The 18,672-nt window shown below is 69.3% G+C and carries 16 protein-coding genes; 9 read left to right on the top strand and 7 right to left on the bottom strand.

The features are described from left to right. The first annotated feature begins 53 nt into the window (after positions 1-53). The 4 genes from ctaE (at position 54) to qcrB (ending at position 4,467) form a co-directional block, all read left to right on the top strand. Positions 54-665 carry an aa3-type cytochrome oxidase subunit III gene (gene ctaE / locus ACWF82_RS26335; protein ID WP_189033662.1) on the top strand — a complete coding sequence of 204 codons (612 nt, stop codon included), beginning with the start codon at positions 54-56 and terminating at the stop codon, positions 663-665. A gap of 55 nt (positions 666-720) precedes the next feature. Next, positions 721-1,584: a cytochrome bc1 complex diheme cytochrome c subunit gene (qcrC, locus tag ACWF82_RS26330; RefSeq protein WP_452505331.1), complete on the top strand. Its 864-nt coding sequence runs from the start codon at positions 721-723 to the stop codon at positions 1,582-1,584. A gap of 121 nt (positions 1,585-1,705) precedes the next feature. Beyond that, complete coding sequence (gene qcrA / locus ACWF82_RS26325; protein ID WP_452505329.1) at positions 1,706-2,845, top strand: cytochrome bc1 complex Rieske iron-sulfur subunit; 1,140 nt, start codon at positions 1,706-1,708, stop codon at positions 2,843-2,845. Next, on the top strand, positions 2,842-4,467 hold the full coding sequence (qcrB, locus tag ACWF82_RS26320) for a cytochrome bc1 complex cytochrome b subunit (protein ID WP_452505327.1): 1,626 nt from the start codon (positions 2,842-2,844) through the stop codon (positions 4,465-4,467). Before qcrA ends, qcrB begins: the two co-directional genes overlap by 4 nt. 64 nt (positions 4,468-4,531) lie before the next feature. Here qcrB and ACWF82_RS26315 read toward each other — a convergent pair whose 3' ends face one another. Then, positions 4,532-5,029, bottom strand: a complete 498-nt coding sequence (locus ACWF82_RS26315) for a polyadenylate-specific 3'-exoribonuclease AS (protein ID WP_452505398.1) — start codon at positions 5,027-5,029, stop codon at positions 4,532-4,534. Positions 5,030-5,201: 172 nt separating this feature from the next. Between ACWF82_RS26315 and ACWF82_RS26310 the strand changes: the two genes are divergently transcribed. Both ACWF82_RS26310 and ACWF82_RS26305 read left to right on the top strand, forming a co-directional pair. After that, complete coding sequence (locus ACWF82_RS26310; protein WP_452505325.1) at positions 5,202-5,858, top strand: response regulator transcription factor; 657 nt, start codon at positions 5,202-5,204, stop codon at positions 5,856-5,858. Beyond that, entirely contained in the window at positions 5,855-7,030 is a 1,176-nt protein-coding gene (locus tag ACWF82_RS26305) for a sensor histidine kinase (RefSeq protein WP_452505323.1), read from the top strand. The genes ACWF82_RS26310 and ACWF82_RS26305 overlap by 4 nt, the downstream gene beginning before the upstream one ends. A gap of 18 nt (positions 7,031-7,048) precedes the next feature. Here the strand turns inward: ACWF82_RS26305 and ACWF82_RS26300 are convergent, their stop codons facing one another. Further along, the gene (locus ACWF82_RS26300) at positions 7,049-7,426 is read right to left on the bottom strand and encodes a hemophore-related protein (protein ID WP_452505321.1); all 378 of its coding nucleotides are present in this window, start codon (positions 7,424-7,426) and stop codon (positions 7,049-7,051) included. A gap of 154 nt (positions 7,427-7,580) precedes the next feature. On the opposite strand from ACWF82_RS26300, the gene ACWF82_RS26295 reads away from it, so the two are divergent. Continuing rightward, complete coding sequence (locus tag ACWF82_RS26295; protein ID WP_379309516.1) at positions 7,581-8,966, top strand: class II 3-deoxy-7-phosphoheptulonate synthase; 1,386 nt, start codon at positions 7,581-7,583, stop codon at positions 8,964-8,966. Positions 8,967-9,215: 249 nt separating this feature from the next. Here the strand turns inward: ACWF82_RS26295 and pknB are convergent, their stop codons facing one another. Next, entirely contained in the window at positions 9,216-11,153 is a 1,938-nt protein-coding gene (pknB, locus tag ACWF82_RS26290; protein ID WP_452505396.1) for a Stk1 family PASTA domain-containing Ser/Thr kinase, read from the bottom strand. A gap of 160 nt (positions 11,154-11,313) precedes the next feature. Between pknB and ACWF82_RS26285 the strand changes: the two genes are divergently transcribed. After that, on the top strand, positions 11,314-11,682 hold the full coding sequence (locus tag ACWF82_RS26285; protein ID WP_379309518.1) for an Rv2175c family DNA-binding protein: 369 nt from the start codon (positions 11,314-11,316) through the stop codon (positions 11,680-11,682). 40 nt (positions 11,683-11,722) lie between these two features. Here the strand turns inward: ACWF82_RS26285 and ACWF82_RS26280 are convergent, their stop codons facing one another. After that, entirely contained in the window at positions 11,723-13,816 is a 2,094-nt protein-coding gene (locus tag ACWF82_RS26280; protein ID WP_452505319.1) for a heavy metal translocating P-type ATPase, read from the bottom strand. A gap of 89 nt (positions 13,817-13,905) precedes the next feature. On the opposite strand from ACWF82_RS26280, the gene ACWF82_RS26275 reads away from it, so the two are divergent. Further along, positions 13,906-14,265: an ArsR/SmtB family transcription factor gene (locus ACWF82_RS26275; RefSeq protein WP_452505317.1), complete on the top strand. Its 360-nt coding sequence runs from the start codon at positions 13,906-13,908 to the stop codon at positions 14,263-14,265. An 11-nt stretch (positions 14,266-14,276) separates the two neighbouring features. Here the strand turns inward: ACWF82_RS26275 and ACWF82_RS26270 are convergent, their stop codons facing one another. The 3 genes from ACWF82_RS26270 to crtI form a co-directional block, all read right to left on the bottom strand. Continuing rightward, entirely contained in the window at positions 14,277-15,284 is a 1,008-nt protein-coding gene (locus ACWF82_RS26270) for a phytoene/squalene synthase family protein (RefSeq protein ID WP_452505394.1), read from the bottom strand. Positions 15,285-15,331: 47 nt separating this feature from the next. Next, positions 15,332-16,993 carry an alpha-(1->6)-mannopyranosyltransferase A gene (locus ACWF82_RS26265; protein ID WP_452505315.1) on the bottom strand — a complete coding sequence of 554 codons (1,662 nt, stop codon included), beginning with the start codon at positions 16,991-16,993 and terminating at the stop codon, positions 15,332-15,334. A gap of 101 nt (positions 16,994-17,094) precedes the next feature. After that, the gene (gene crtI, locus ACWF82_RS26260) at positions 17,095-18,666 is read right to left on the bottom strand and encodes a phytoene desaturase family protein (protein WP_452505313.1); all 1,572 of its coding nucleotides are present in this window, start codon (positions 18,664-18,666) and stop codon (positions 17,095-17,097) included. Positions 18,667-18,672 lie beyond the last annotated feature (6 nt).

The raw sequence follows: 18,672 nt of genomic DNA, 5'->3' as shown, positions 1-18,672 counted from the left end.
AAAGTTTCGTACCCGGGTACAGCTGTCGTACTACGAAGAGTCATACTTACCCCGTGACGACCGCAGTAGGCACCCCAGGATCGGCCATTACTCAGCGTGTGCATTCGCTGAACCGGCCCAACATGGTCAGCGTCGGAACCATCATCTGGCTGTCGAGCGAGCTGATGTTCTTCGCCGGCCTCTTCGCCATGTACTTCGTTGCGCGCGCGCAGGCGCACGGCAACTGGCCCCCGGAGCCGACCGAGCTGAACATGACGCTCGCCATCCCGGTGACGGCCGTGCTGATCGCATCGTCGTTCACCTGCCAGATGGGCGTGTTCGCCGCGGAGCGAGGCGACGTGTTCGGCCTGCGCCGCTGGTACATGATCACCCTGGCGATGGGCACCTTCTTCGTGTTCGGCCAGGGCTACGAGTACTACCACCTGGTCCACGAGGGAACCTCGATCGCAGGCAGCTCCTACGGCTCGGTCTTCTACATCACCACCGGCTTCCACGGCCTGCACGTGATCGGCGGTCTGATCGCGTTCGTGTTCCTGCTGATCCGCACCACGCTGAGCAAGTTCACGCCCGCGCAGGCGACAGCCGCGATCGTGGTGTCCTACTACTGGCACTTCGTCGACATCGTCTGGATCGGGTTGTTCGCCACGATCTACTTCGTCCGCTAGGCGCGGGCGCACAGCATTTGCACAAGTCGGTTCCGTCTACTCCAAAGGGACACAGATGAGTTCATCTCCCCCGTCGGCCCCAGAGCCCGCTGGCCCCGGCAACGGTCAGGCCGCCAAGACGCGTAAGCAGCGTCGCGTTCGCCGTCGTATCGCGGGCGGTCTCGCGTTGCTGGTGGGTCTGGTCGGGGCCGGCTTCCTGGCCACGGCGCTCACTCCCGAGCCGCAGATCGCCACCGCGCACGAGGATCAGTCCGCGCTCATCCGCGAGGGCAAGCAGCTCTACGACACCTCGTGCATCACCTGCCACGGCGCCAACCTGCAGGGTGTGGAAGAACGTGGTCCCAGCCTGATCGGTGTCGGCGAGGCCGCCGTCTACTTCCAGGTGTCCACCGGCCGCATGCCGATGACCCGCAACGAAGCCCAGGCGATGCGCAAGCCGGAGAAGTTCGACGCGCATCAGACCGACGCGATCGGCGCGTACGTCGCCGCCAACGGCGGTGGCCCCTCGGTGATCCGCGACGCCAACGGCGAGATCGCGCAGGAATCGCTGCGTGGTGACGACATCGCCCGTGGCTCGGAGCTGTTCCGCATGAACTGCGCCTCCTGCCACAACTTCACCGCCCGCGGTGGTGCGCTCTCCAGCGGCAAGTTCGCGCCCACGCTGGCGCCTGCCAACGAGGCGCAGATCTACAACGCGATGGTCACCGGCCCGCAGAACATGCCGAAGTTCTCCGACCGGCAGCTGTCGCCGGAGGAGAAGCGCGACATCGTCGCCTACGTCAAGAACGCGGCCGAGGAGAAGGCGCCCGGCGGCTGGGACCTCGGCGGTTTCGGTCCGGCGACCGAAGGCCTGGCGATCTGGGTCATCGGCATCACCGCCGTGGTCGGCGCCGCGATGTGGATCGGATCACGGACATGATCGGTCAGCGCGCGGAGGCGGCAGCGCAGCGTAACCACGCAGCGCGCCCCAGCATGTCCGGACGGGGCGCAGCCATGATCGGTCAGCGCGCGAAGGCGAGCATGTCGGATAGGACGCAGTCATGAGTGGACAGGAGCGAAGCGACATGGGTCGCGAACCCACCGAAGACGAACTGGACGCGATGACGCGCGACGAGCTGGTCGAGCTCGGCACCGCGCGTGACGACGTCGAGGTCGCGTACCGCGGCGAGCGGTGGCCGGTGCCTGGCACCCGCGCCGAGAAGCGCGCCGAGCGTGCGGTCACGTTCTGGTTCGCCATCTCCGGCCTCGCCGCGGCCGCGCTGATCGGTGTCTTCCTGTTCTGGCCGTGGGAGTGGAAGGGCAACCGCCAGGAAGGCCACCAGGCCTACGCGCTGTTCACCCCGCTCGTCGGCCTGACCTTCGGCATCTCGGTGCTGGTCATCGGTATCGCGGTCGTGCTGATCCGCAAGCGGTTCATCCCCGCCGAGATCTCGATCCAGCAGCGCCACGACGGCCCGTCGGACGAGGTCGAGCGCCGGACCCTGGCGGCCGAGCTGCAGGACGCGCTCGACACCTCCACCCTGGGTCGCCGCAAGATGATGCTCGGCACCGCGGGTGCGGGCGTCGGCGTGCTCGGCATCGGCTCGCTGCTGGTGTTCATCGGCGGCATGGTGAAGAACCCGTGGGCCAAGCGCGACAAGTCGCCGCTGTGGGTGTCGGGCTGGACCCCGGACTACCCGGGCGAGACCATCTACATCCGCCGCGACACCGGCCGTCCCGATGACATCGTGCTGGTGCGTCCGGAGGACCTGGACGCGGGCGCCATGGAAACGGTGTTCCCGTGGAAAGAGAAGTGGCGTGGCGACGCGCACGAGACGCTGCAGTCGCTGCGTGGCATCCGCAACGCGGTCATGCTGATCCGTCTGCGCACCGCCGACGCGGAGAAGGCGATCAAGCGCAAGGGCCAGGAGAGCTTCAACTACGGCGACTACTTCGCCTACTCGAAGATCTGCACCCACCTCGGTTGCCCGACCTCACTGTTCGAGCAGCAGACCAACCGCATCCTGTGCCCCTGCCACCAGTCGCAGTTCTCGGCGACCGAGTGGGGTAAGCCGGTCTTCGGTCCGGCCGCCCGCGCGCTGCCTCAGCTGCCGATCACCGTCAACTCCGAGGGCTTCCTGGTCGCCAACGGCGACTTCATCGAGCCGCTCGGCCCGGCCTTCTGGGAGCGTCGTTCATGAGCACTCTGGTGGCGAACCAAGCCAACGAGATGGACGAGCGGTATCGCGCCGCCGCGTTCATGAAGCGGTCGATCAACAAGGTCTTCCCGACCCACTGGTCGTTCTTGCTCGGTGAGATCGCGCTGTACGCGTTCATCATCCTGCTGCTGTCGGGTGTGTACCTGACGCTGTTCTTCGACCCGTCGATGGCGCACGTCACCTACGACGGCGCCTACCAGCCGCTGCGCGGCGTCGGCATGTCGCGGGCCTACGAGACCGCGCTGAACATCTCCTTCGAGGTGCGCGGCGGTCTGTTCGTCCGGCAGATCCACCACTGGGCGGCCCTGCTGTTCGCGGCGTCGATCATCATCCACCTGTTCCGCATCTTCTTCACCGGCGCGTTCCGCAAGCCGCGTGAGGCGAACTGGGTGATCGGCTCGCTGCTGCTGATCCTGGCGATGTTCGAAGGCTTCTTCGGCTACTCGCTGCCCGACGACCTGCTCTCCGGTACCGGTCTGCGGGCCGCGTTCTCCGGTATCACCATCGGTATCCCGGTGATCGGTACCTGGATGCACTGGCTGATGTTCGGCGGCGACTTCCCCGGCGACATCATCATCCCGCGCCTCTACGTCGCGCACGTGCTGCTGCTGCCCGGCATCATCCTGGCGCTGATCGGCGCGCACGTCGCGCTGGTCTGGTACCAGAAGCACACCCAGTTCCCCGGCCCCGGCCGGACCGAGAACAACGTGGTCGGCGCGCGCATCGTGCCGGTGTTCGCCGCGGACCAGGGCGCGTTCTTCGCGTTCACCCTCGGCATCGTCGGCATCATGGGTGGTGTCCTGCAGATCAACCCGATCTGGAACCTCGGCCCGTACAACCCGTCGCAGGTCTCGGCGGGTTCGCAGCCCGACTTCTACATGATGTGGACCGACGGCATGGCGCGCCTGATGCCGCCGTGGGAGCTCTACCTGGGTCGCTACACGATCCCGGCGGTGTTCTGGGTCGCCCTCGTCATGGGTCTGGTGTTCACCCTGCTGATCGCCTACCCGTGGATCGAGAAGCGCCTCACCAACGATCACACGGCGCATCACAACCTGCTCCAGCGTCCGCGCGACGTGCCGGTCCGTACCGCCATCGGTGCCATGTCCATCGCGTTCTACGTGGTGCTGACGCTGTCGTGTGTCAACGACATCATCGCGTTCAAGTTCGACATCTCGCTGAACGCGACGACGTGGATCGGCCGCATCGGCGTGCTGCTGCTGCCGCCGCTGGCGTACTTCGTGACCTACCGGTTCTGCATCGGCCTGCAGCGCAGTGACCGGGCGGTGCTCGAGCACGGCATCGAGACCGGTGTCATCAAGCGCCTGCCGCACGGTGAGTACATCGAGGTGCACCAGCCGCTCGGCCCGGTCGACGACCACGGCCACGCGATCCCGCTGGAGTACCAGGGCGCCCCGGTGCCCAAGAAGATGAACAAGCTGGGTTCGGCGGGCAAGCCGGGCACCGGTAGCTTCCTGCGGGCCGACCCGAAGGCCGAGTCCGACGCCTACTTCGAGAACGAGCACATCGAGGAGCACAAGATGCTCACCGCGCTCGCGAACGAGCAGGCACGCGCCAACGGTGACGAACCGCACGGTCACTGACCGCGCTAGCACAACGAGAAAGGCCCCGAGTCGCTGCGACTCGGGGCCTTTCCCTTGTTTCGGCTCAAAGGCGCGGGGTGCGCCGGTAGGCCTCGATCGCCTCGAACTTGGCCAGGTTGTGCCTGGCGTCGGCCAGCGCGTCGTGCGCGTCGCCGGGGATGGGCGGCAGCTCGGGACTGCCGTGCGCGACCCAGTGCTGACGCAACTCGTTGGTGTAGCGCGGCATGCCCTTGGGCAGCGCGGTCATGTCACCCCACAGCTGGCACAGCGCGACGTGATCGTAGGCGCCCACCCAGGCCCACAGCTCCGGCTGCACGCTCGGCCGGGGCAGGAAGAACTTGAACAGGTCGTCGCGGATCTGTTCCCTGGTGCGATACAGCGGTGATCCCGCCTGCGGCAGCTTCGGCAGCACGTGCCTGCGGACCCACGGCCCAGCCCGCCCCGCGTCGAATTCGGTGGACACCGCGTAGTATTCGCGCCCGTCCTCGCAGACGACGCCGATCGAAATCAGATCGATCGTCACGCCGTCCTCGATGAATTCCGAGTCGTAGAAATATCGCAGGGAGATCGCCTCTTCGTGCCGGTGGGCGGCCGTGACCGTCCGGCGGGACGGCACGGTCCGTAACCCACGATGGGTTGACCGAAACCCTATGTCGGCGGTTCGCGCGCGCCGCGCACGGGTATGGCTGTGACCTCACAGCGAACAAACAGGGTCGGCGGGCAAGATATCGCCCGTGCGGGTGCTTGTGGTCGAAGACGAGACGATATTGGCCGACGCGATCGGCACGGGGCTGCGACGGCACGCGATGGCGGTGGATGTGGTCTACGACGGTGACGCGGCACTGGAACGCGTGCCGGTCAACGACTACGACGTCGTCGTCCTGGACCGCGACATCCCCGGCGCGTCCGGCGACCAGGTGTGCGGCTGGATGATCGAGCACGGCGTGGACAGCCGCGTGCTGATGCTGACCGCGGCGGCCGGGATCGGGGAGCGGGTCGCCGGTCTCGGGCTGGGCGCCGACGACTACCTGACCAAGCCGTTCGCCTTCGCCGAACTGGTCGCCCGGGTCCAGGCGCTCGGGCGCCGGGCGCACCCGGCCACCCCTCCGGTCCTGCGCCGCGGTGGGCTGTGCCTCGACGTGCACCGCCGCGCGCTGACCCGCGACGGTCTGCCGATCACGGTGTCACGCAAGGAGTTCGCGGTGCTGCGTGAGCTGATGCGCGCCGACGGCGGTGTGGTGTCGGCCGAACAACTGCTGGAGAAGGCATGGGACGAGAACATCGACCCGTTCACCGGCGTGGTCAGGTACACGATCATGATGTTGCGCCGCAAGCTCGGGGAGCCGGCGCTGATCGAGACCGAGCCCGGCGCGGGCTACCGCATCCGATGAGCCGCCCACGCTCGACCATCAGGCTGCGGCTGACCCTGCTGTACGCGGCGTCGTTCTTCGTCGCCGGCGCGGTGTTGATCGCGGTGATGTACTTCTCGCTCGAGCAATGGCTGGACCGGCGGCCCGTGGCAGCGACGCACATGATCATCAGCAAGCACTTGGCGCTGGGCGACCGGATGCCCGGCACCGAACGGCTCGCCGAGGCCATCACCGCGCAGGCCGAACAGGAGCGCCGCGACGTGCTGCGGGCGATGCTGATCTCGTCGCTGACAGCGCTCGCCGTGGTCGGGATCGCGGCCGCGGGCTTCGGCTGGCTGCTCGCCGGGCGGGCACTGCAGCCGCTACAGCGGGTCACCGCGACCGCGCGCCGGGTGGCCGACCGCAGCCTGCACGAACGCATCGCGCTGGAAGGGCCGCCCGACGAGATCAAAGACCTCGCCGACACGTTCGACGCGATGCTCGAACGACTCGACCGTGCCTTCGACGGCCAGCGCCGCTTCGTCGCCAACGCCTCCCACGAACTGCGCACCCCGCTGGCGATCAACCGCACCCTGATCGAGGTGGCACTGGACCGGCCGGACGCCCCCGCATCGTTGCGGCAGCTCGGCGAGACCCTACTCGCGGTCAACGGACGTCACGAACGTCTGATCGACGGGCTGTTGCTGCTGGTCTCGAGCGAACAGCAGCTCATCGAGCGCAAGCGCTGTGACCTGGCGGGTATCGCCCGGCATGTGGCAGAACTCAGCACGACCGAGGCCACCGGGGCGCAGGTGTCGATCGACTGTGACGTGGCGCCCGCGCCGGTCGACGGCGACCCGATCCTGCTGGAGCGGCTGGTGCACAACCTCGTCGACAACGCGGTGCGGTACAACCGACCGGGCGGCCGGGTGCGCATCGAGTGCGCGACCGAGACCGGAGTCGTCCGGTTGACCGTCGCCAACACCGGCCGGGTGGTGCCGGAATTCGAACTCGACGGCCTGTTCGAGCCGTTCCGCCGCGCCGCCGACACCACCCGCCGTGCCACCGACCCCGGCGCCCGCCGCGGCGCGGGCCTCGGACTGTCCATCGTCCGATCGGTGGCCGACGCGCACGGTGGCACCGTGCACGCGGCGGCCGATCCCGACGGCGGGCTGATCATCACGGTGTCGGTGCCCGCCGCCGCAACGCCCTAGCGCTACCCACTCGGTCGATCAGTAGGTGTCGCACACCCTGAGCACTTCGAGCATCCGGTCATGCTGTCCGTCGCGGCTCCCGTCGTGGTGACCGGTGTGCTCGCCCTGGCGCTGCTGGAACAGGATGCGCCGCTCCTCGGGCGACTTCGCCAGCAGTTCGGCGAGTTTCGCGCGATGCTCGGGGTGCTGCGCCAATTTCTGGGCGAGATCGGGCGCGACCGCGGCGAGGGCCGCCTCGATCTGTTCCGCCGAGCACGTCGTGTCGAGCATCGGATGGGTTCGGTCGCCCGGCGCGGCGGTCGCCGTGCCGACGGTGGCCGCGGTGGCGAGCGCGACCAGACCGGTCACCAGCGCCGTACCAACACTGGTGCGCGATGCCAGGTAGTTCCACTTCATCGTCGGTAAACCTTTCTCGGGGTGGCCGCGGTGTCGCGACCCGGATGCCACTTCACCAACTCGCGTGTTTGCCCGGCGTGAGGGCAGCGAAGCCAGCTTCACCTCGACCGGCCCGGCGGTGGGGTTCTGCGCGCGGGTTACGTATTCTGATCTGGTGACCTGGACCGTCGACGTACCCATTGACCGCCTGCCGGAACTGCCGCCGCTTCCCGCGGAATTGCGCAGCCGACTCGACGCCGCCTTGGCTCGGCCCGCCCTGCAGCAGCCGTCGTGGGACGCCGAGGAGGCCGCGACGATGCGCACCGTGCTCGAGAGCGTGCCGCCGATCTGCCTGCCCGCCGAGGTGGAGGAGCTCAAGTCCCAGCTCGCCGCCGTCGCGCGCGGTGAGGCGTTCCTCATGCAGGGCGGTGACTGCGCGGAGACCTTCGCCGACAACACCGAACCGCACATCCGCGGCAACATCCGCACCCTGCTGCAGATGGCCGTCGTGCTCACCTACGGCGCGAGCCTGCCGGTGGTGAAGGTGGCGCGGATCGCGGGCCAGTACGCCAAGCCGCGCTCCTCCGACGTCGACGCGCTCGGCCTCAAGTCCTACCGCGGCGACATGGTCAACTCGCTGGTCGCCGACGAGGCCGTCCGCCGCCACGACCCGTCGCGCCTGGTCCGCGCGTACGCCAACGCCAGCGCGGCGATGAACCTGGTCCGCGCGCTGACCAGCGCCGGCATGGCCGACCTGCACCAGGTGCACGACTGGAACCGTGACTTCGTCGCCCAGTCGCCCGCGGGCGCCCGCTACGAGGCGCTGGCCGAGGAGATCGACCGCGGCCTGCGGTTCATGACCGCCTGCCAGGTCAACGACCCGAGCCTGAAGTCGGCCCGCATCTACGCCTCGCACGAGGCCCTCGTCCTCGACTACGAGCGCGCGATGCTGCGGCTGAGCGAAAGCGAGACCGGCGAGCCGCTGCTCTACGACCTGTCCGCGCACTTCCTGTGGATCGGTGAGCGCACCCGTCAGCTCGACGGCGCCCACATCGCGCTGGCCGAGCTGCTGGCCAACCCGATCGGCCTGAAGATCGGCCCGACCACCACGCCCGACCAGGCCGTGGAGTACGTCGAGCGCCTCGACCCGAACAACGAGCCGGGCAGGCTCACCCTGGTCGCCAGGATGGGCAACGGCAAGGTCCGCGACGTGCTGCCGCCCATCATCGAGAAGGTCCAGGCCACCGGCCACCAGGTGATCTGGCAGTGCGACCCCATGCACGGCAACACCCACGAGTCCTCGACCGGCTTCAAGACCCGCCACTTCGACCGCATCGTCGACGAAGTGCAGGGCTTCTTCGAGGTGCACCACGCCCTGGGCACCCACCCCGGCGGCCTGCACATCGAGCTGACCGGCGAGAACGTCACCGAGTGCCTCGGCGGCGCGCAGGACATCTCCGACCTCGATCTCGAGGACCGCTACGAGACCGCCTGCGACCCGCGCCTGAACACCCAGCAGTCGCTGGAACTGTCCTTCCTGGTCGCCGAGATGCTGCGTTAGTCGGAGCGCTGGCGCGCTCGAGTTCGCGGCCCCTTGGTCCCGCGATCAGGCACCGTTGCTTGCTCCTTCGTCGCCTACGCAACGGCGCCTGATCGACGGGACGGCCGCGAACCGGCCACTGCGTGGCCGATCCCTCCTCGGGGTCGGGATGTGCGTGGCCGGGAGTTCGGGAAAGGCCCGGGGCGGTCAGCGGTGACCGCGCCCGGGCTTTTCCTTGTCTTTGTCGTCCTTGTCCGGGGCCTGATCTCTTCAAGGCAAGGCGGTGAGCGTCACGACGCTGCCCGCCTCCACATTCGAGTTGAAGCCAGGGACCTGGCCGATCACCAGGGAGCTGTCGGAATCGGTGAGGGACTTGACCTCCACCTGGAGACCCAGCTGCTGCAGCTTGGAGCGGGCGCTGCCGACGCTCTGACCCATCACATTGGGCACCTTCACCGCGCTCGACACGATCAGCGTCACGCTGTCGCCGGACTGCAGGGTGGTGCCGACGGCGGGGTCGGTACCGATCGCCTTGTCGCCCTCGACGCTCTTGTCGTACTGCACGCGGGTCTCGCGCACGGTCAGCCCGGCGCTGGTCAGGGCGCGGGCGGCCTCCTCGGCGGTCTTGCCACGCACATCGGGCACATTGACCGGCTGCGACCCCTTGCTGCGGTAGACCTTCACCTGCGCGCCCATCGGCAGGATCGTGCCCGGCGCAGGCTCCACCTTGGCCAGCGAGCCCTTCGGCGCGGTACTGGCCGCCTCGCCGCTGTCGATCGGCTGCAGGCCCGCGTCGCGGATCGCCTGGTTGGTCGCGCTGATCTGGTCGCCCGGCTTGATATCGGGCACCCGGGGCTTGCCGTTGGAGATCAGCACCGCGATCGTGGAGCTCTTGGTGACCCGCGAGCCCGCCGACGGATCGGTGCCGACCACGCCGCCCACCGGAATGGTGTCCGACGCCTTGTTGCGCAGCACGGTCTCGAAGCCGGCCTCCTGCAGCACCGCGACGGCGCGCTCGGAGTCCATCCCGGCGATCGGCGGCACCGCGGTGTAGCGGCCGACGCCGAGCCACCAGCCGCCGATCCCGACCAGCAGGGTCAGCGCGGTGACGATCGCCGCCCACACGACGCCGGTGCGGCGGGACGTGCCCTCGTTCGCCGCGAACGGGTTGTGCGCCGCGGCGGGGGAGTGCGCGTGCTGGTACTCGTCGGGTCGTGGCCGGGGGGCGGTCACCACCCTGGTGTGCTGGGGCCGCTGGTCGGGCGCCGGAACAGGATGTGCGGCAACCGGATTCGGGGTCAGTGGCCGGTCGCCGGGATGGTGCGCGTCGCCGGTGCGGTAGCTCTCGCTGAGGTGCTCGGCCGAATCCCGCGGCGCGGGAACCCGGTAGGGCGGCAGGTTGAGTTCCATCGCGATCGTCTGCAGGTGCGCGGCCATCTCGTTGGCGTCGGCATACCGCTGCTGGGGGTCACGGGAGGTGGCCCTGGCCACCAGCGCGTCGAACTCCGGCGGCACGCCACCGATGAACTGGCTCGGCGGCGGCACGTCGTTCTCGACGCGCTGATACGCCACCGACAGCGAGTTGTCGCCGGTGAAGGGCACCCGGCCGGTGAGCAGTTCGAAGACCAGGATGCCGAAGGCGTACACGTCGGAGCGGGCGTCGGCGGTGCCGGTGGTCACCTGTTCGGGGGCCAGGTAGGCGGCGGTGCCGAGGATGACGCTGGCGGAGGTGGTGTTGGCGGCGGCGACCGCCCTGACCAGGCCGAAGTCGGCGATCTTCACCTCGCCCGCGTCGGAGATCAGCACGTTCTCCGGTTTGACGTCGCGATGCACCAGACCCGCGTCGTGTGCGGTGCCGATCGCGCGCAGCACCGGCTCGGCGACGGCGCGCACGGCGTGCGGCGGCATCGGGCCGCGTTCGCGCAGCAGTTCGCGCAGCGTGCCGCCCTCGACCAATTCCATGATCAGGAACGGGTACTCGCCGTCGACGCCCTGGTCGTACACGGCGACCAGCGACGGATGCTTCAGTTTCGCGACCGCGCGCGCTTCGAACTCGAAGCGGGTCAGGAACTGCGGATCCCCGGCGAACTTCGGATCCATCACCTTGATCGCCACCGGGCGATCCAGCCGGGTATCGGTTCCCCGGAAAACCATCGACATTCCGCCGCGGGCGATCGGCGCATCGATGCGATAGCGCCCTTCCAGCATCTGGCCGATCAAGTGATGTCCTCCGGCTTTCACAAACTTCTCACCCCTCGCGACACTGCGACAAGCGAACGGCCACCGTGTGCGGCCTCCACGATCGTAACCGGGTGACGATGGCATGCCAGCCGATGCGGGCCAGTCCACACGTACTACGGTTGTCGGGGTGAGTGCCTTCCCCTGCAGCGACGATGTGCTGCCCGACACCGAAACCGTCGTCTCGCTCCCCGAGGCCGCCGACATACTCGGTATCCCGGTCACCGCGGTGCACCAGCTGCTGCGTGACCACCAGATTCTCGCGATCCGCCGCAACGGTGTCGCAGGCATTCCGTCCCGGTTCTTCGACGACAACGACGAGATCGTCCGGATGCTCCCCGGCCTGATCACGGTGATGCGCGACGGCAAGTACAGCGACGAGGACATCCTGCGCTGGATCTACACCGAGGACGACTCCCTCCCCGGCCGCCCCGTCGACGCCCTGCACGGCCCCCTGGCCCGCGAAGTCGTCCGCCGCGCCGCCGCCGAACCCTTCTGACCCCGGCGTTACCGGCCTCGATCACCGCGCTGAACATTCACTATCGCGCCGATCGGTCGATCTGAGCGTTCGACCGGCCGCCGGCCTGAGCCTGTCCCACCGCACGGCGCCAGGCGGACGAGCGCAGCAGTCGCAGGCCGTTGAGGCCGACGATGACGGTGGAGCCCTCGTGCCCGAGAACGCCGAGGGGCAGTGGGAGATGGCCGACCAGGTCCCACACGACCAAGACCCCGATGAAGCCGGCCGCGATGGCGAGGTTGGCCAGTACCACCCGGCGTGCACGGCGGGACAGCGCGATCACAGCGGGGATCGTGGTCAGGTCGTCCCGGACGACGATGGCGTCCGCGGTCTGCAACGTGAGATCCGAGCCGGCGCCACCCATCGCGATCCCGACGTGCGCGGCGGCCAGTGCGGGCGCGTCGTTGATGCCGTCGCCGACCATGGTCACCCGTGCGCCGTCGCGCTCGAGTGCGCGCACGGCGGCGACCTTGTCGTGCGGGAGCAATCCGGCGCGTACCTCGGTGATGCCGACCTGCCGCGCGAGCCGCGCGGCGGTCGCGTGGTTGTCGCCGGTCAGCAGAACCGGTGCGCTGCCGGTGGATTCGGTGAGGGCGGCGACGGCGCCCGCGGCCTCGGGCCGGATCTGATCGGTGAAGCCCAGCACCGCGATCGGCTCGTTGTCACGGAGGACGACCACCGCGGTACGGCCGCGCGACTGCACGACCGATACGAGATCCCTGGCTGAGGAGGGCTGTGGCGAGCGGTCGGCGGGCGCTGTCCGGTCGCCGTGTTCGCCGCTCGGGCGGGCCGCCGGTGTGGCGGCGCCGGGTGCTGCCTTGCCGGTTCCGCCGCTCACGAGGACAACCGGCGAGCCAACGCGCACGAAGCTGCCGTCGACCCGGCCGGACACGCCCCGTCCCGGCTGGGCGGCGAAGTCGGCGGCGGCGGGGATCGCGAGACAACGCCGACGGGCGGCACGGACGGTGGCGGCCGCGAGGGGATGCTCGCTGGGGTGCTCGACCGCGGCGGCCAGGCACAGGACCTGGTCCTCGGTGCTGTCGTTGAGCGGATGGATCTCCGCGAGTTCCGGCGTGCCCCGGGTCAGCGTGCCCGTCTTGTCGAACGCGACACGCGTGGTCGCGCCCAGCTGTTCCATCACCACGGCCGACTTCACCAGCACGCCGTGGCGCCCGGCGTTGGCGATGGCGGCCAGCAGCGGCGGCATGGTGGCCAGCACCACCGCGCATGGTGAGGCCACGATCATGAACGTCATCGCGCGCAGCAGCGAATCCCGCAGCGCCGCACCGAGAATCAGCGGAATCACGAATACCGCGAGCGTGGCGACGACCATGGCGATCGAATAGCGCTGCTCGATCTTCTCGATGAACAGCTGGGTCCGGGCCTTGGTGCGGGCCGCCTCCTCGACCAGCGCCGCGATCCGCGCCACGACGGAGTCCTCGGCTTTGCGCTCGACGCGGACCCGCAGTGCGCCCGTGCCGTTGAGTGTCCCGGCGAACACGTCGTCGCCGGGCGTCTTGTCCACCGGCAGCGGTTCGCCGGTGATGGTGGCCTGATCGACCTCGCTCGCCCCGTCGACGACGCGTCCGTCGGCGGCGATCCGGTCGCCGGGCCGGACCAGGATGACATCACCGACGGCGAGATCGGCCGCGGCGACGGTCTGTTCACCGTCGCCGGTGAGCCGGGTCGCCGTGTCGGGAGCCAGCGTGAGCAGCCCGCGCACCGAATCCTCGGTGCGGGCGGTGGCCAGCGCTTCGAGCGCACCCGAGGTGGCGAAGATGACGATGAGCAGCGCGCCGTCGACGACCTGACCGATCGCCGCGGCCCCGATCGCGGCCACCACCATCAGCAGGTCGACGTCGAGTGTCTTGTCCCGCAAGGCTTTCAGACCGTCGAGCCCCGGCTCCCAGCCACCGGTGAGGTAGCAGGCCAGCAGTAGCGACCACCACACCAACGACGGCCCACCGGTCAGCTTCGCCGCCAGCCCGAGCGCGAACAACGCGGTCGCCGCGGCGGCCCAGCGCGTCTCGGGGATCGCGAACAGCCGGGTCCGCGTGGTCGGACCGCGCGAGGCGGTGACGGCCGGGCGGGTGGGCGTGGCGGTGGACGGGACCACAGGGCACCTCCGAGGTGGGAACGGGGACCTGAGAATAACAGATCATATGAAGAGGTTTTCATGTGTTACTGTCCGCTAAGCTCCACGCCATGGGACACGGTGTGGAAGGTGACCGCCCGGCGACACGGCTGGACGCCGCCGCCGCCGCGCACGTGGCGACCACCCTGCAGGCTTTGGCGACCCCGAGCAGGCTGCTGATCCTCTCCGAACTCCGCCAGGGCCCGCGCCCGGTCACCGAACTCGCCGAGGCGATCGGGATGGAACAGTCCGCCGTCTCACATCAGCTGCGCCTGCTCCGCAATCTGGGCCTGGTCACCGGCACCCGCGCCGGACGCAGCATCGTCTACAGCCTCTACGACCAGCACGTCGCCCAACTGCTCGACGAGGCCATCTACCACAGCGAGCACCTGCGCCTCGGTCTCGCCGAGCGCCCGGAGATCGCGGGCTGACCGGAGCCGCGTCAGCGGAGCGAGGTAGCGAACCCTGTGGCGGCGACCAGGATCCGGCGATGGTTCGGCACGGTCGCCCGGCGTTCGAACACCTGGAAATCCGCCGCCTCGATGCGGTCGAGGATCTCGGCGTAGAGCACGGCCGCGGTGCGGATCGCCGGACGTACCCGTGGCTCTAGCAAGTCGATACCGGGTTCGGCGCGGCGGTAGATATCGCGATTGACGGCGATCAGATGGGCCAGCGCCCGGCGCAGTGGCTGGTCGGTGCGGCCGGTGGCCCGGCACGCGCGCAGGTGGGCTTCGTCGACACCGAAGACGGCGAGCTCGTCGGCAGGCAGATAGATCCGGTCGCGGTCGAGATCCTCGGCGACATCGCGCAGGAAGTTCGTGAGCTGGAACGCCTCGCCCAGCGCCGCCGCGGCGGGCTCGGCCTCGGCGACGGGCACGACCGTGCCGAGCACCGGCAGCAGCTGCAGGCCGATGGCGGCCGCGGAACCTCGCATGTACTCGCGGAGCTCGGTCATCGTCGCGTAGCGGGTGCGGTGGGTGGCGGTGCCGGGGACGTCCATGCGCATGGCGTCGAGGAACGTCCAGAAGTGGGTGTGGGCGATGTCGTAGCGGCGGATCGTGTCGGCGGCCGCGGTGAGGATCTGGTGGCGGCGCGGGTCTGCGGTGCCGATGTCGCCGTGTTCGAGCGCGAGCCGGAGCTGCTTCTCCACCAGATCGATGTGCTGGGCCGGGCTGATCTCGGCGGGGCCGTCCGGGACCGCCGCGTGCGTGCCGTCGCGCGGGTCGAGCACGCGGGCCGGGTTGTCGGCGTGGTCGACGATGTCGTCGACCATCCGCGCGAAGGCGTACAGCGCGTGCACCGCCCGGCGCCGCGGTGGTGTGAGCAAGGTGGTCGCCAGGTAGTACGTGCGCCCGTGTTCGGCGGCGATCCGCCGACAGCTCGCATACGCCGCATCGAGCGGAGTCACCGTGCCGTGTCCGGTGGCCGGCGCGTTCTCGCTGTTCGGCATGGCAGAACGCCCCGCGAGGTCAGCAGGCGCGACCGCACCCGGACGTCTCATGCCTGGACGGTCGGCGCCGGTTCCCTGGCGGCGGGGCGGGAACTGGCCGAACGCAGGTGGAGCGGGTCGACGATGCGCAGCGACAGCGCGGCGACGACGGCGGCGAAGATCGCGAGCGCGACGTGCCAGAAGTTGTACAGCCCGAGCGACCCGTCGGGCTGGAACACCAGCATCAACCAGGTGCAGATGCCGACCAGCCACTGCAAGCTCAGCGTCGAGAGCGCGAACCCGGCGGCCAGCGCCAGCGGCCACGAGTAATACCAGGGCAGCGCGGCGGGCGAGAGCAGCACGATCGCGACGAACGCGATGATGATGCCCAGCACGGCCTCACGCTCGCTGTGCCGGAACCGCCACCAGGTCGCGACCAGCAACACCACCAGGGCGACCTGGCACAGTTTGCGGGTAGCCCACAGCACCGGGTCGAAATCCAGCGGCGTCACCCAGGTGACCATGTACGCGAGGATCGTCGGCAGCGACAGCCAGTTGATGATCCTGTTCGAGCCCTGCAGCGCGGTGACCCAGCCGAAGCCGACACCGGCGATCATCGAGGCGGCGCCGAACACCAGCGCGAACACACCGACGCCGATGCCGGCGATCTTGGTGAAGACAAGCAGCGGATGCGGCATATCGGCGGACGGTCGCGCCGCGTCCGGGTGATTCTGGTCCTCGGCGGGTCCCAGGTCGGAGTCGGCGGCGGCCCGGCGCTCGGCGGCCCGGCGTTCCTTCTCGTGCAGAATCCAGATCCACACCAGGAACGGCAGCGCGACCCCCGCGGTCGCCTTGATCGCGACACCGATGGCGATGACGACGATGCCCGCCACATGATGGCGTTCGAGCACCAGCGCGATGCCGGCGCACATCAGCCCGACCATCAGCATCTCGTTGTGCACACCACCGATCAGGTGCACCAGGACCAGCGGGTTGAGGACGGCCAACCATAGCGCCACCGTCGGCTTCCCGCCGAGATGCTTGGTCAGGTACGGCACGGCCCACATCATCAGCGCCAGTCCGGGCAGCATGACGATGCGCAAGGCGATGGTCCCCGCGATCACATTGTCGCCGGTGAGCGAGGTGATCGCGCGGCCCATCAGCAAGAACACCGGCCCGTAGGGTGCGGTGGTGGTGGTCCAGACCGCGCTCACGTTGTCCAGCAGCACACCGGGATTGGCGACCGGCCCCACCTGATAGGGGTCGAAACCGTCGCGGAGCAGCGCGCCTTGGGCGAGGTAGGAGTAGACGTCGCGACTGAACATCGGTGCCGCGAACAGCAGTGGCGTGACCCAGATTCCGACGATCGCCCGCAACTCGTTGAGGGTGACCGTCGACTCGCCCTTACCGATCGTGGTGCGGCCGAGCCGAACCCACGCGGTGATCATCATCAGCACGCCGACCCAGACGGCGATCATCGACAGCCCGTATCCGTGGCCGAATCGCAGCCAGGACAGGTGCAGCGCCTCGAGCAGCGGATCGTGTTTGCGGACAGCGCCCGCACCGAAGCCGCCGAAGGTGATCATCGTGGCGCCGAAGAAGCCGAGGAGGGCCGCGTGGCCTTCGGGACTGCGGAGGAAGTCGCCTGCGGTGCGCAGCCGGGTCCGGACGCCGGGATCGGTCCCGGCGGGTAGGTGACGCTGGCGCTCGAGAGTGCGCGTGTTGTCCATGGTGCCTACGGTCGTCTCGGGAGGCGGCATATGCGGTCGGTCCCCCCGGATGGTCGGCGGTCGCAACCGCGAGCTGATAATTCGGCCGTCAGTTTACGGCTTCAACTTGGAACACTAACCCGGTGGTCGGTCGCGTTGCGCGCCCGGCTGCCGGTGATTCGTGCCGCGGCCAGCTTGCCCGACAGCAGCGTGGTGGGCACACCCACCCCCGGAGTGGTGCCGCAACCTGCGAGAACGACGTTGTCCACGCCCCTTGGCAGATTGCGTGGCCGGAATGGGCCGGTCTGCCGGAACAGGTGCGCGATCGAGAACGGTGTGCCCGCGATCATGCCCTGGGCGGCCCACGTCGCCGGTGTGTCGACGTGGTCGACCCGGAAATGCTCGGTGATGCCGGTGTAGCCGCGCCGTTCCAGCTCCGCGAGCAGCTCGCCGAGATAGGCGGGGCCGAGACGATCCCAGTCCAGCGGCGCGGCGTCCAGGTTCGGGCACGGCGCGAGGACCGACAGCGGTTCGTGGCGGCCGTCGGCGCGGTCGACGAACTGGCCGGGATCGGTGAGCGCGGGCCTGGTCAGCAGCAGCGACGGATCGCTCATCAGCTTCCCATGCCCGCGGCGCGCGGAGATCTCGGTGAACGTCGTCGCCCAGGCGGCGCCGAAATCGATCGTGTGATGCGCCTGCACCGGCCACTGCGCGGCGACCTCGGCCGGCACGGTGCCGTGCGCGACCACCGCGGACGGCGAGGCACGCAGACCACGCCGATAACGCAGACCGAATCGGGGGAGCGAACCGAGATCCGCGGTGAGGACGACGGCGTCGCACGCGAAACTGCGGCCATCGGCGATCCGGACCGCCTCGGCGCGGCGGGTTCCGGTCGTGTAGTCGATGCCGACGACCTCCGCGTCGAGCACGAGCCTCCCGCCCGCCGCCGTGAAGGCATCCGCCAGCGCGACCGTGATCGCGCGCATCCCGCCTTCCGGGAAATAGACGCCGAGGCAGGTGTCCATGTTCGGGATCGCTCCGTAGAGCGCCAGCGCCTTGTCCGGCACGGTGCCCGCGTACAGCGCCTGGAAGGTGAACAGCCTGGTCAGCCGTTCGTCACGCAGAAAGGACCGCACGCGCGGCCCGAGCTTGCCGAATCCACCGAGCCGGGCCAGGGTCGTGAGCGCGGCGCGGGCACTGCGGCTGCGCACCAGGTCCAGCGGTGAGTCGAAGTCGGCGTCCATGAACTCGTCGAATTCGGCCTCGTAGATCCGGCCGAGCCAGTCCCGCAGCCGCCGGTAGCCGCGCGCGTCGTCCGGTCCGCAGGTGCGGGCGACCTCGGCGGCCATCTCCTCCGGGTCGTCGAAGACCCGGATGTCGGTGCCGTCGGCGAAGCGTGCGTGATAGGCGGGGGCGAGGCGATGGATGCGCAGCGGCGGGGAGACGCTCTCGCGGGTCTGCCCGACCGCGGCCAGCGCGTCATCGATCAGCTCGGGCAGGGTGAGCACGGTCGCGCCGCTGTCGATCTCGTAGTCGTCGAACCGGTAGCGCCCGACCCGGCCGCCGGGATGGTCGGCCCGTTCGAGCACCGTGACCTCGAGGCCCGCGCCGCGCAGGTGCAGCGCGGCGGCGAGCCCGGCCAGTCCCGCGCCGACCACGACGACATGATTCGCTTGTCCCACAACGTTTTTCATATCAGC

It is taken from the genome of Nocardia sp. NPDC055053, assembly GCF_053608285.1.
The sequence above is the reverse complement of the archived record's forward strand: the minus strand, read 5'-3'. Positions and strand labels throughout refer to the sequence as shown.

Coding starts and splice junctions, on each gene's coding strand:
- qcrC (WP_452505331.1), top strand. CDS start 721: ATGAGTTCATCTCCCCCGTCGGCCCCAGAGCCCGCTGGCCCCGGCAAC.
- qcrA (WP_452505329.1), top strand. CDS start 1,706: ATGAGTGGACAGGAGCGAAGCGACATGGGTCGCGAACCCACCGAAGAC.
- qcrB (WP_452505327.1), top strand. CDS start 2,842: ATGAGCACTCTGGTGGCGAACCAAGCCAACGAGATGGACGAGCGGTAT.
- ACWF82_RS26305 (WP_452505323.1), top strand. CDS start 5,855: ATGAGCCGCCCACGCTCGACCATCAGGCTGCGGCTGACCCTGCTGTAC.
- ACWF82_RS26300 (WP_452505321.1), bottom strand. CDS start 7,426: ATGAAGTGGAACTACCTGGCATCGCGCACCAGTGTTGGTACGGCGCTG.
- pknB (WP_452505396.1), bottom strand. CDS start 11,153: ATGCTGGAAGGGCGCTATCGCATCGATGCGCCGATCGCCCGCGGCGGA.
- ACWF82_RS26275 (WP_452505317.1), top strand. CDS start 13,906: ATGGGACACGGTGTGGAAGGTGACCGCCCGGCGACACGGCTGGACGCC.
- ACWF82_RS26270 (WP_452505394.1), bottom strand. CDS start 15,284: ATGCCGAACAGCGAGAACGCGCCGGCCACCGGACACGGCACGGTGACT.
- ACWF82_RS26265 (WP_452505315.1), bottom strand. CDS start 16,993: ATGGACAACACGCGCACTCTCGAGCGCCAGCGTCACCTACCCGCCGGG.
- crtI (WP_452505313.1), bottom strand. CDS start 18,666: ATGAAAAACGTTGTGGGACAAGCGAATCATGTCGTCGTGGTCGGCGCG.